We start from the raw sequence: 12,062 nt of genomic DNA on the forward strand, positions 1-12,062 counted from the left end.
CGGCATACCTTTAACGGATATACATGTCGTAAATATTCTCATCATGAACACGAATCTGCAACAAACATTCGTCTATGTTCTGTCTGTTCGTGGCTTCTGCTTCATAACCGATATTTACGCATGCCCGTGAGTAGTAATCTATTAACCAAAAATACATGTTGATGATTTTTGGCTTTAGAATATTCGGGTCGTTCTTCGGGTCTTTCAGTTCGTTCTCAAGTGCGTAAACGTCTTGTTTTAGGCGGTTCGCCTCTTGGGGTCTAAGCTCTCTCTTAATGTTGAAAATCCCATAAAGAACACCGTAAACCGGAATCCATTCCAGCAATGCGGCTCCTGAATATCCTTTCAGTTTTACCTGCTCAATTAGCCTGCGTATCAGTTCTGACTCTAGAAATGAGATTGCAATCTTCTGTGCGTCGATAAAAAAAGCTTCCCGAAAGAGAACCTTTGCTTTTTTTTCTTCTCCGCAGAGGGCAAAACAGTCCGCCATTTCCGCAAGAACTGGTGCCGAAGATGGAGAATAGCTGTTTGCTTGCATCAAAAAAGACAATGCTTCTTCATATTGCCCGATTTTTTTGCAGCATAAGCCTTCTTTTCGGTAAATTTCAGCACGTGCCAGCATGTTTTTCATGTTTGACGCTTGCCGATCCAGTTGAGTCTGCATTTTACTGAATGCATTGAGGGCGAGAGTGAACACCCCGTGCTGTACTGCAAATACTGCCCGTGGAATTATCTGCTTGCCGCGCTCAAGCGTTTCGCTAAATGCTTCCCATCTTGCGATAAGGTTTTCGCCTTGCTCCATAGCATCTTGCTGTGGAAGATTTTTTATGAACTCATCCCAAAAAGAACAGCACCAATAGGCAAAGTTAAGTTCCTGATTTTCAAGGTCAAACTCAATGGCATCAGCGATAATCCGCTTTGCCTTGCTTGGATTTCCTTCTTCAAGAAACTTATAGGCCTTGTTAAGTTCTTCTTCTGATTGAATACCCATAACGTGTAAAATTCATTATACCGAAATGAATCTTTTAGTCAATAAAAGTTATCGAAATTCTAAAAAAAATGGGGTAAAGTTTATAAAACCTTTTTTATATTATGTCAATATGATTTTTTGCCTTTTTTTTTGAAAAAAATATAAAAATTCGCTTAAAATTTGATTTTTCCGTCATGAACCGTTAGAAAAACTTGCAGGACACGGCAAAACTAACTCACCGCAACCTGAAGCGAGAGCGTTGCGCGAACGCTAAAACCGATTTCAAGTCGTTGCAAACTGCACTGTGAAGCGTGAGTTTTCAAGGGAAAACTCACGGGGCACGGCAACTTCCTTAAGTTTGCTCTGTCGTTAGTGAGATATTTTTAGTGAAGCACCAGTTTTTCTAAAGAAAAACTGGTGGGGCGCGACGAAGTTAAACTAAAATTCTCCAAGTTCACTCTGCCGCGCCCATGTTTACAACTTATCATTCCTTTGTTAAAATCCGATGTATTATAAGTATATGAGAAAAGTATTGTTATCGCCATCACTGCTTTCGGCAGATTTTTCAAATTTGGCATCTGCATTAAAATTAATAGAAAATAACGGCGGAGATGCCGTTCATATTGATGTTATGGACGGTCAGTTCGTTCCTCAGATTTCGTATGGCCAGCCGGTCATAAAATCGTTGCGGCCTCTTTCAAAATTGCCTTTCGACGTTCATCTCATGGTCGAAAAACCTGAGCTTATGGTTGATTCGTTTGCCGAGGCCGGAAGTGATTGGATTACATTCCATCATGAGTCTACTGTTCATACGGACAGGCTTATAAACCACATTCATTCGCTGGGAAAAAAGGCTGGAATCTCTATTGTTCCTTCAACGCCTGTCGAATCGCTTTCTGAAATCCTTCATCTTGTTGATTTGGTGCTTGTTATGAGCGTAAATCCTGGATTCGGCGGTCAGAAATTTATTCCATATACTCTCGAAAAAATCAAAAAACTTTCAAACATAAAATCCCAAAAAAATCTTGATTTCTTGATTTCGGTTGACGGCGGCGTTAATTCTTCGAACGCGCAGTCCGTTATTGATGCCGGTGCGGACATACTGGTTTCTGGTTCCGCATTCTTTTCTGGGGCATTCAAAATGGAGGATTTTAAGGCATGAGGAAAACGACGAGATTTTTATCCGCAATATTTATCCTCGTAACCTCTTTTTTTGCACCTTTGGCGTTCATTCCGCAGGGATATTGCGAGTCGGTTTCTGATTCTGTAAATTCTGCTCTTGCACAAGGATACGGAGCTTTTAGCCAGGAAGACTGGATTTCTGCCGTATTCTTTCTCCGAAAAGCCGTGTCTTCCCCGCAGGGCGCGAGCGAGGAGGCCATGTATATGCTCATAAAAAGCGAACTTTATGCGGGAGAATACAAGCAGGCCCAAGCCGACTGCGAGTATTTTATGGAACGATATCCGGAAAGCTTGTATTCAAACGTGGTTTTGTATCAGAACGGTCATCTCCTGCATCTGATTGGAAAGAATGAAAATGCGATTTTGTGTTTGAGCGACTTTTGTCACAAAAATCCTGAACATCAGCTTTACGCTTCGGCTTTATATTGGATGGCCGAGTCTTTTTATGAAGAATATAATTTTGATTCTGCACGGCCACTTTACGAACGTGTCGTGCGCGAATTTCCTGATGACGGAAAAGCTCCTGACGCGGTTTATAAAATTTATATGATTGACCAGCGGGAGCGCGAGGAAAAACTTCTTTATCTTTTAAAAGTGACTGGCGAAGAAAATCTTGCTGCCCGCGAAGAATATGAGAGAAAACTTAGAATCTATCAGGCCGAGGGAAATCGGGAGCTGAAAGAAAAACTCCTAAAAGAAAGCCAGAAAGCCGAGAGCCGACTGACGGAGCTTGAAAACGAATTCAAAAACAAAACTCAGGAAATGCACGAAGAAAGTTCGGATTCAGGAATTCCGGCTTCGATTCCAGATTCAATCGAGGGCGAAGGACTTTCTTCCGACGAATCGGCTGATTCTGTGGGCAAGAATAAGTCAAAACGAACCGATAAAAATAGAGAGATTGACTTGGAGCTTGAAATGTTAAAGAAAAAGGCTCTGCAACTTCAATATCTTCTTGATAACCAGACTGAGGACGGAGAATAAATGATGATGAATTTAAAAAATGGTGGCAAATCCGAAAAAAAATGCCTTAATTCAAATTCGCTCAAGGTAAAAGCGTTGTTCGCGCTTTCGATTTTGCTTTTTGCCTGTCCGCTTGTTTTTTCTCAGGAGAATGGCTCGGACGCTGATTCTCAGGAATCTGTAAGTGCTTCTGCCGAAAATATTTCGGAAAATGAAACTGAAGAGAAAAATGATAAAAAACGAAAATTTGACCCAGTTTTACAGCAGTCGTATTGGGAATGTGAAAAATATGACTTTAAGAAAGGTCTCGTTCATGTTTATCTTGACAGAACTTCTGGAACTTTCGGGCTCTCTGCAATCGCTGATGATGAAAGCGAGACTCCCGTTCTTTCTGCTGTAGACCGTTTTTCAAAATCATTTACGGTTCTTGCTTTGAACGGAAAAACTTACAACCTTGCTGATTCCGGCAGTGTAAATCGCTCAGTCCGAAGATTTGCTGACGAAAACTGCGGGCAGATTTCTTACATCATCAAAAATAAAATTCAGGTGGTCGTGGATTTTTCTTTGGAAGCTAGCCGCGCTGATTCAGAAGTTGATTCTCTCGTAATGACTTTCAGAGTTTTCAATTTGAGCGGACGAAACGAAAAAATCTCGCTTTACAGTCTTTTTGACACTGTTTTGGGCGAGGGATTTTCTTCTGTAATGTCAACGGCCACTGGCTATAAAATTTCTTCTGAAAAACAGTATTTTGCAAACGAACTTCGAACAGAAAAATACCTTGTTTCACGAAACGACCGCACTTCGCTTCAGTTAGTCTTCTATGATGAAGATGTTCTCTTGCCTGCAATTGTGAGCGTTGCGGGATACGACTTGCTCGCAAAAAATCCGTGGAAATATTCTTGCGTGGAAAACCGAGGTTTCCATAGCGTTAACCGTCATGCCGATTCGGCAGTTCTCGTAAATTGGGGAAATTTTACGCTTTTGAACGGAAAAGACTATTCTTTCAAGACTCGGCTGACAGTCGGTGTTGACGGAAGAAATCCTTCTGGAATTAGGAATTCAGATTATGTGCAGGCTGAGGAGCCGATTGCCGTAGAGTCAGAGCCTTTTGAAAAAGAAAGTGAAGAAAATGAAAAAAAAGTTTCTTCTCCTGTTGTACAAAATCAAGAAAATGTTGATACTCAGAAAAGCAAAGTTCAGAATGCCGAAGAAAAAAACGAGGCCGTTGAGACTGAGCCTAAAAAAGAAGTTGATTTTATAGTTCCGTCTATAAAAGATTATCAACTTGATCCTGATTATATTCAGGGGCTTATCGACAGAATCAATGTTCTGCAGTCCGATCCTGATAATGTTGATACAAGCGAGATAAAAAGACTTAACGCTGAACTCGATGCAATTCTAGAGAAAATAAGGCAACAGAAATGAGACGGTCAGCATTGGAGCGCGGGCGCTCCCTTTTGATTCGGCGCAGGTTCTCCGAGTGTCTTGATGCGCTGGAGCCTGCTGCTGATTATTACAAAGACAGTTTTGATTATCAGTTTACAGGTGGGCTTGCGTGCTTGTATTTGGGTGATATGGGCAGTGCAGGTTCTTATTTTCAGCGCGCTCGTTATATCCGCATGTCGGACGTGAATCTTCTGAACGCTCAGGCTGTAATGCATCTTAGGCGCGGCGATACCGATAGGGCTGTGCAGTATTATCTTGAGACTCTTGAGCACGATCCTGATAACAAACTTGCCAGACGCGGACTTAATTTTATTCGGACTAAGGGCACTTCCGAGCAAATCGGAATGATGATTGACACTGGCGAAATCGAAAAATTGTATCCATCTTTAGGGCTGAATCCAGATACGTTTTTGCGCACTGTTTTTTGTTCGTTGATTGGAATTGTCCTTGCTATTGTTATTTTGAATTTTATGAAACCTGCAAAACATCAGTTTCAGGGAAATCGAATAAATTACGAAGATTTTAATCTTACTGCCGAAGAAATGAAAATAAATTCTTCCGACGTGCAGGTTCAAATTCCGCTGACGCAGACCGAGGCAAAGAACGTTTATTTTGATGCCCTTGAAAAATTTGAAAATAATCGGGACAATGCTGCTCAGGTTGAAGTCAACAGGATTTTAAATTCAAATGCTTCCGAAGAAATGAAGGATAATGCAAAAATCCTTGCAACCCATTTTGCGGAACCTGTATTTTTCTTCTTTAAAAGATAATTTTGATTACACGAAGGTTCTAGAACAGCCGCTTTTGTACAATAATTGTTGGGTCGCATGGTCTGGAAGAGTTTCTTCGGTCGTTGTTAACGAAAATAAATACGAGTGCAAACTTTACGTCGGATATGAAGACAAAAAAGAGGTTAAGTATTTGATTCGTGTTGAATTCAATGAAATGCCGGCGATTGATGTTGAACGACCTGTTCACATTCTTGGAAAACTCGTTATGGAAAAAAATATTTCGACCGGAGAATATCATATCTATATGGTAGGAAAATCGTTCTATCAACCAAAAAAATAAATGTTTTGTCTTTTCTTGATGATAAAACAAAAAATTATTTTTTAAAATCGAAAAAATTGATTATTTTTCGGAAGTAACATATATGATAGGAAATTGCTTTTCTGCAAAGTCCTTTTTGGGCAATCTGACTTTTTTGGATGCCCTTATCTTTTTTTAGGGAGAAGTAAATTGGCAAAAGTCGTAGAAAATAAACCTCCTGTAGAAATGTCTGAAAAACTAAAGGCCCTTGAGGCTGCCCGGCTTCAGATTGAAAAGCAGTTCGGTGCAGGCTCTTTGATGAAACTTGGAACTCAGGCTGATGCTGCGGGTATTGATGTTATTCCTTCTGGCTCAATTCTTCTTGACGAGGCGCTTGGTATTGGCGGCTATCCTCGCGGACGAATTATCGAGATGTACGGTCCTGAAAGTTCTGGAAAAACAACGCTTGCACTTCATGCGGTGGCCGAGGCTCAGAAGCTTGGAGGAATTGCGGCCTTCGTTGATGCTGAACATGCTTTGGATCCTGTTTATGCTAAAAATCTCGGCGTAAACATTGACGAACTTTGGGTTTCTCAGCCAGATACCGGAGAGCAGGCTCTTGAGATTACTGAGCAGCTTGTTCGTTCTGGGGCAGTTGATATTATCGTTGTTGACTCTGTTGCCGCTCTTACGCCTCAAAAAGAAATTGAGGGCGATATGGGAGACTCGATGATGGGCTTGCAGGCTCGTTTGATGAGTCAGGCGCTCCGAAAATTGACTGCGATTGTCGGTCGTTCAAAATGTATTATTGTCTTCATCAACCAGATTCGTATGAAGATTGGTATTATGTTCGGAAACCCTGAGACTACGACGGGTGGAAATGCCCTGAAATTCTATTCTTCTGTTCGTCTGGAGATCCGAAGAATAGAGTCTATTGACGGTAAGGGTGAAGAAGAGGCTGTTGGTAACCGTGTTCGCGTAAAAATCGTAAAAAACAAGGTTGCGCCGCCATTCAGAAAGGTTGAGCTTGATATTTACTTTGGAAAGGGTGTTTCTGCAACCGCTTCGCTCCTAGATTCCGCTGTAAAGCATGGATTCATCGACAAGCGTGGTGCGTGGTACACACGTGGTGACGAGAAAATTGGTCAGGGAAAAGAGAATGCGCTTTCGTTCCTTGAACAGAACAAAGATTACACTCATACGCTTGAGGTTCAGCTTCGCGAACAGTTGTTCCCTGGTCAGATTTTAAAGACGAAGGACGGTGTTCCTGTTTATCCTGAACAGGTTCAGGCTGCTAAAGCTGCCGCAAAAGCCGCAAAGGCTGCTGAAAAAGAAGAAAAGTCTGAAAAGACCGAAAAAGATGACAAAAAATCGGCTACTGCAGATTTGTCACTTGAGCTTCCGCCTTCGGACTCTCCTGTTAGCCCACAGGACGCTTTGTTCTAAAAAATGGAATTCGTTGTCCTTGGCCTAGGTTCAAATAAATCTTGGAATGGAATGAAAAGTCTTGAAATCTTGGAAAAAGCCTGCTGTTTGTTGCGCGAGTTTATCCATGATTTTAAGGCTTCTTCCGTTTTTCGCACAAAACCAATGTACGTGAAAAATCAGGATGATTTTTATAATATGGTTGCGTGCGGTTTTGTAAAAGATATTGAGCCTTTTGATTTGCTTGAGAAAATTCACAAAATTGAGTATTCATTGGGGCGAAATCGGGAGAAAGAAATCAGGAATGGCCCTCGCTCCATTGATATCGATATTGAGATTTTCGGAAAGACTCAAATTCATTCGGATGTTTTGGAAATTCCGCATCCTCGGCTTTGCGAGCGTGAGTTCGTTTTGGTTCCGCTTATGGATGTTTTTTCTAAAAATCCGAATTTTGTAAGTGCCGATATTTTTGACATAAAAAAATATCAAAAAATGCTTGAAGAATTGCAGAATTCTTCGGGCGACGGAATTATCGAAAGGTTAGTTGATTATGGAAATGAATGAGCAAAGAATGATGCCGGTTACGACTTCGGAGACTGAGCATAAAACTGAAAGGCGTTCGTATATTGCCGGTCAGTTCGAAGGACCTTTGGATTTGCTTTTGACTTTGATCCATGACCAAAAAATCAATATTTACGATATTCCGATTGTTCAGATAACCGACCAGTTTCTTGAGTATCTGGATTATGCGTCTGAAACCGATTTGGGGGATTTATCCGAGTTTTACAGCATGGCGGCAAAATTGATTTTTATAAAAAGCCGAATGATGATGCCGCAGGAAGTTGAGCTTGGAGATGATTTGGATTTTGAAGATCCTCGAGAAGATTTGGTTGAGCGCCTTATCGAATATCAGCGGATAAAAAAACTTTCGGCTCTTATGGAAGAAAAGGAAGACGAAAGTGAATGGAGTTTTGAGCGCAAAAAAATTCAGCGTGTTCTTCCGTTTGAGAAAGAAGATGTGTGGCAGAAGATTGATACATGGGATTTGCTTGAACAAATGCAAAAAATTTTCCAGAATCTTGTGTCCTCTTATACAGACAGAAAAATTCTTGATACTTATGAGGAAATTTCTGTTAACGAAAAATTGACATTGATGAATGAGCTTCTTGACCGTAACGAGGAATGCATGTTTTCGGAGCTTATCGTTCGTGATGGCAACAGACTTGATATTATCTGTGCGTTCATGGCACTCCTTGAAGCTGTAAAATTCAAGATGGCGTGTATTTATCAAAATAGAATGTTTGGAGATATAAAAATATGCCGAAACAAGGCAGAATAAAAGAAGAAAATACCGAAAAAGAAGGCACCGAAGAAAAGCTTGTAGAGGAGAGCAGAAAAAAGATTAACCTCGATAAGGAGGCTGGTCTTGTTGAAGCTGTTCTTTTTCTTGAAAGTGAGCCGGTGACGGTCGAAGTCCTTTCGAACATTTCTCAGCTGGCTGTTGACGTGGTTGAAGAATGCCTTGAAATGCTCAAGGAAAAATATTCTTCCGAGAATTCCGGTGTTGAACTGGTGATGATAACCGGCGGTTGGGCTTTGACACCAAAAAAAGAGTTTTGGGATGTCCTTAAAGAAAAATATGGAAATAAAAATGAGGGCCGGCTTTCCCGCTCTGCATTGGAAACTTTGACGATTATCGCTTACAAGCAGCCGATTACGCGAGCTGAAATAGAGAATATCCGTGGCGTTCCTCCTGACAATATGATAAGAACGCTGATTGAACGGCAGTTCATAAAAGATGTCGGAAAAAAAGACGCACCTGGGCGACCGACCCAATTTGGAACTACAAAAGAATTCTTGAAGTTCTTCAGGTTGAATTCTATTGCAGATTTGCCTAAACTTGATGAAAAACAAGAGGAGAAGTTTATACTTGCACGATAGTAATTCAGAACCAATCCGCTTGCAGGCGTACCTTGCTCATTGCGGGGTTGCGAGCAGGCGTGCTAGCGAAAAAATTATTTTGGAAGGAAGAGTCTCTGTGAATGGCAGTGTCGTTACGGAGCTTGGAACGAAAGTAACATCGAATGACAAAGTTCTTGTTGACGGAAAAGAGATTTCTCTTGAAGAAACGAAACGTTATGTGCTTTTGTACAAGCCTGCGGGGTTTGTTTGTTCGCAGTCCGATGAAAAAGGCAGGCGGGTTGCCCTTGAATTGTTAAAAGATTCTTATTCCGAACGGCTTTACAATGTCGGCCGTCTCGATATGTTTTCGAGCGGTCTGATTATTTTTACGAACGATGGTGATTTTGCCGCAAAACTTTCTCATCCGAGTGCGGAAATAGAAAAGGAATACGTCGTTGAGACGAGTATGCCGCTTCCTCGCTCGCTTGCGGAAGATTTTAAGCGAGGCGTTCGCGTTGAGGGAGTTTTTTATCGCGCGAAAGATGCCTCAGAAATCAATTCTCATAAAATGCGTGTAGTTCTTATTGAGGGCAAAAACCGTGAGATTCGTCGTGTTTTTGAAAATTCTGGAGCTGTAATCCGAAGTCTTACTCGCGTGAGAATCGGTTCAGTTTCTGTTGGAGATTTGAAACCTGGTGAGTTTAGAGAGTTGACTCAGTTTGAAATAAAAGAATTGCTGAATCTTTGTAAAAATTAATGGTAAAAAAGATTAAAAAGGGGGAATAAGATGATTATTGCAATGGACGGTCCAGCAGGAACTGGAAAATCTACGATTGCATCCTTGATTGCGAAAAAATTGAACATTACCTATTTGAACAGCGGAAGTTTTTACAGGGCTTTGACGTTGGCTTTAAACGAAGCCAGAATTGATATTTCTGATTCTGAAAAAGTTGTGGAATTCTGTAAAAAACAGAAACTTGAATACGTTGATTCTCATCTTGTTTTGAATGGTGTTGATGTTGAGTCGCGCCTCCACGAGGATGCTGTTAGCAAAAAAGTTGCTCAGGTCTCTTCAATAGTGGAAATCCGTCATTTGGTGAATGACCGTATGCGAGAAATTACCAATTCTCTCAGCATAATTTGCGAGGGACGCGATATGACGACGGTTGTTTTCCCTAATGCTGATTATAAATTTTTTCTTGATGCATCGATTGATGTTCAGGCTCAGAGACGCTTTGATCAGGGCGTAAGCAATATGTCTCTTGAAGAAATAAAAGAAGCTATTAGAAAAAGAGATGAAATTGACAGAAATAAAGCAGAGGGCGCTTTAAAACAAGCAGAAGATGCAATATATATTGACACTTCAGCCTTGACCATAGAACAGGTTTGTGATTTAATATTAGGCAAAATTCACAATTAAGGGTTTAATATGGAACAGAAGGAAGTGGAAATGGATGAGACTCTCAACTCCAAGAGTGCTATCCAGACACAATTAGAAGAATCTCTCAATAGTCTTGGAACTGTGGAGGATGGTCAGCTCGTTGATGGTACTGTAGTCCAAGTTACAGATGATTATGTATTCGTTGATATCGGATATAAATCAGAAGGAAGAATTCCCGTTCAGGAATTTGCAGGCAAATTGCCAAAGGACGGTGAAGTTGTTACAGTTGTTGTTCTTCGCAAGGACGGAAGAAATGGTCCTGAAATTTCGAAGTCAAAAGCTGATGCTAAACAGCTTTGGAAAGATTTGCGAAAGGCGTTTGAGGAAAAATCAACTGTAGATGGTATTATCGAGAAAGAAGTTAAAGGTGGCTTTGACGTTAATCTCGGTGGTGACATTCATGCGTTCTTGCCAATCAGTCAGTCTGACAGTCAAAAAGTTGACAACCCATCTAAATTAATTGGTCTTACAGCAAAATTCTATGTTGAAAGACTTTATTCTGACAATAAGGCTAATGTTGTTGTTAACAGAAGAAAATACCTTGAGGAAAGCATTGAAGCTGCTCGTGACAAGTTCTTTGCTGAAACACAGATTGGTGACACTGTAAAAGGTGTCGTAAAGAGTTTCACAAGTTTTGGTGCGTTTATTGATCTCGGTGGTTTCGACGGTCTTCTTCATATCAATGATATGAGTTGGGGACATGTAACTCGTCCGAAGGATTTTGTAAAGAAAGGTCAGGAAATCGAACTTAAAGTTATCCGCCTTACTCCGGATGAAAAAAGAATCAATCTTTCTCTCAAACATTTTACAGAAGATCCATGGGTACACTTCGAAGAAAAATATCATGTTGATGATATCGTTGAAGGTACTGTTACAAAAATCACTGATTTTGGTGCGTTTATTGAATTGCAGGAAGGAATCGAAGGCCTTGCCCATATTTCTGAGTTCAGTTGGACAAAGAAAATTAACAAGCCGTCGGATGTTGTAAAAATCGGTGACAAAATCAAATGTATGATTCTTGGATACGATATTCAGGCTGGACGTGTTTCACTCGGCTTGAAACAGACTTCTGAGAATCCATGGGATACTATCGCAGAGAAATATCCAGTAAATACAAAAGTTCATGGTAAAGTTGTAAAACTTACTTCTAACGGTGCATTCATTCAGTTGGAAGACGGAATCGATGGATTCCTCCATGCGGAAGATATTTCTTGGACAAAGAAAGTAAAGCATGCAGGAAGCGAACTTGATGTAAATCAGGAAGTTGACGTAATCATCCTTGATTCAGATCCTGAAAATCACCGCATCACAGTAGGAATTAAACAGCTTACAGATAATCCTTGGAAGAAATTTGCTGAGGATTACAAAGCTGGTTCTACACTTGAAGGTGAGATTACATCAATCACTGATTTTGGCGTGTTTGTAAAAGCTCCTGATGGAATCGAAGGTCTCGTAAATAAGTCTAACTTGAGCGAAGATCGCGATACTCCATATGAAGAGGTTGTTGCAAAATACAAAGTCGGTGACAAAATCAACGTTTATGTTGTAGATATAAATGTTGAAAAAGAAAAGGTTGCTTTCTCTGTTAAAGAATATAAGAAAGCTCAGGCTCGAAAAGAGATTTCTCAGTATATGTCTTCATCAGACAATGATGGTGATGCTTATACTTTGGGTGATGCTTTCCGTTCTCAGAATAATAACTAATAA

At 40.6% G+C, this 12,062-nt stretch carries 11 protein-coding genes and 1 pseudogene; 11 read left to right on the forward strand and 1 reads right to left on the reverse strand.

Going from position 1 to position 12,062, the window contains the following annotated elements:
• Positions 1 to 10: 10 nt before the first annotated feature.
• On the reverse strand, positions 11 to 991 hold the full coding sequence (locus JI65_RS02130; protein WP_191013730.1) for a tetratricopeptide repeat protein: 981 nt from the start codon (positions 989 to 991) through the stop codon (positions 11 to 13).
• Between the two features lie 499 nt (positions 992 to 1,490).
• Here JI65_RS02130 and rpe point away from each other — a divergent pair, with 499 nt between their 5' ends.
• The 11 genes and pseudogenes from rpe to rpsA all read left to right on the forward strand — a co-directional run bounded on the left by rpe (position 1,491) and on the right by rpsA (position 12,059).
• Positions 1,491 to 2,132 carry a ribulose-phosphate 3-epimerase gene (gene rpe / locus JI65_RS02135; RefSeq protein ID WP_191013731.1) on the forward strand — a complete coding sequence of 214 codons (642 nt, stop codon included), beginning with the start codon at positions 1,491 to 1,493 and terminating at the stop codon, positions 2,130 to 2,132.
• Positions 2,129 to 3,133: a tetratricopeptide repeat protein gene (locus JI65_RS02140; RefSeq protein ID WP_191013732.1), complete on the forward strand. Its 1,005-nt coding sequence runs from the start codon at positions 2,129 to 2,131 to the stop codon at positions 3,131 to 3,133. Before rpe ends, JI65_RS02140 begins: the two co-directional genes overlap by 4 nt.
• On the forward strand, positions 3,134 to 4,537 hold the full coding sequence (locus JI65_RS02145; RefSeq protein ID WP_191013733.1) for a hypothetical protein: 1,404 nt from the start codon (positions 3,134 to 3,136) through the stop codon (positions 4,535 to 4,537).
• Positions 4,534 to 5,328: a tetratricopeptide repeat protein gene (locus JI65_RS02150; RefSeq protein ID WP_191013734.1), complete on the forward strand. Its 795-nt coding sequence runs from the start codon at positions 4,534 to 4,536 to the stop codon at positions 5,326 to 5,328. Before JI65_RS02145 ends, JI65_RS02150 begins: the two co-directional genes overlap by 4 nt.
• Positions 5,294 to 5,629, forward strand: a complete 336-nt coding sequence (locus JI65_RS02155) for a hypothetical protein (RefSeq protein WP_191013735.1) — start codon at positions 5,294 to 5,296, stop codon at positions 5,627 to 5,629. The genes JI65_RS02150 and JI65_RS02155 overlap by 35 nt, the downstream gene beginning before the upstream one ends.
• A 168-nt stretch (positions 5,630 to 5,797) precedes the next feature.
• Complete coding sequence (gene recA / locus JI65_RS02160) at positions 5,798 to 7,033, forward strand: recombinase RecA (protein ID WP_422822269.1); 1,236 nt, start codon at positions 5,798 to 5,800, stop codon at positions 7,031 to 7,033.
• Between the two features lie 3 nt (positions 7,034 to 7,036).
• A complete protein-coding gene (folK, locus tag JI65_RS02165) occupies positions 7,037 to 7,576 on the forward strand; it encodes a 2-amino-4-hydroxy-6-hydroxymethyldihydropteridine diphosphokinase (protein ID WP_277950575.1) in 540 nt (179 codons plus the stop codon).
• Positions 7,569 to 8,351: a segregation and condensation protein A gene (locus tag JI65_RS02170; RefSeq protein ID WP_191013786.1), complete on the forward strand. Its 783-nt coding sequence runs from the start codon at positions 7,569 to 7,571 to the stop codon at positions 8,349 to 8,351. Before folK ends, JI65_RS02170 begins: the two co-directional genes overlap by 8 nt.
• A gap of 62 nt (positions 8,352 to 8,413) precedes the next feature.
• Positions 8,414 to 8,953, forward strand: coding sequence for an SMC-Scp complex subunit ScpB (gene scpB / locus JI65_RS02175; protein WP_242457138.1), 540 nt, complete (start codon positions 8,414 to 8,416; stop codon positions 8,951 to 8,953).
• The gene (locus tag JI65_RS02180; RefSeq protein WP_191013738.1) at positions 8,916 to 9,671 is read left to right on the forward strand and encodes a pseudouridine synthase; all 756 of its coding nucleotides are present in this window, start codon (positions 8,916 to 8,918) and stop codon (positions 9,669 to 9,671) included. Before scpB ends, JI65_RS02180 begins: the two co-directional genes overlap by 38 nt.
• 30 nt (positions 9,672 to 9,701) lie before the next feature.
• Positions 9,702 to 12,059, forward strand: a pseudogene (rpsA, locus tag JI65_RS02190) (30S ribosomal protein S1).
• Positions 12,060 to 12,062 lie beyond the last annotated feature (3 nt).

Source organism: Treponema zioleckii (genome assembly GCF_014737315.1).
Classification (GTDB): domain Bacteria; phylum Spirochaetota; class Spirochaetia; order Treponematales; family Treponemataceae; genus Treponema_D; species Treponema_D zioleckii.

Coding starts and splice junctions, on each gene's coding strand:
- JI65_RS02140 (WP_191013732.1), top strand. CDS start 2,129: ATGAGGAAAACGACGAGATTTTTATCCGCAATATTTATCCTCGTAACC.
- rpe (WP_191013731.1), top strand. CDS start 1,491: ATGAGAAAAGTATTGTTATCGCCATCACTGCTTTCGGCAGATTTTTCA.
- JI65_RS02180 (WP_191013738.1), top strand. CDS start 8,916: ATGAAAAACAAGAGGAGAAGTTTATACTTGCACGATAGTAATTCAGAA.
- JI65_RS02130 (WP_191013730.1), bottom strand. CDS start 991: ATGGGTATTCAATCAGAAGAAGAACTTAACAAGGCCTATAAGTTTCTT.
- JI65_RS02170 (WP_191013786.1), top strand. CDS start 7,569: ATGAATGAGCAAAGAATGATGCCGGTTACGACTTCGGAGACTGAGCAT.
- JI65_RS02145 (WP_191013733.1), top strand. CDS start 3,134: ATGATGATGAATTTAAAAAATGGTGGCAAATCCGAAAAAAAATGCCTT.
- folK (WP_277950575.1), top strand. CDS start 7,037: ATGGAATTCGTTGTCCTTGGCCTAGGTTCAAATAAATCTTGGAATGGA.
- JI65_RS02150 (WP_191013734.1), top strand. CDS start 4,534: ATGAGACGGTCAGCATTGGAGCGCGGGCGCTCCCTTTTGATTCGGCGC.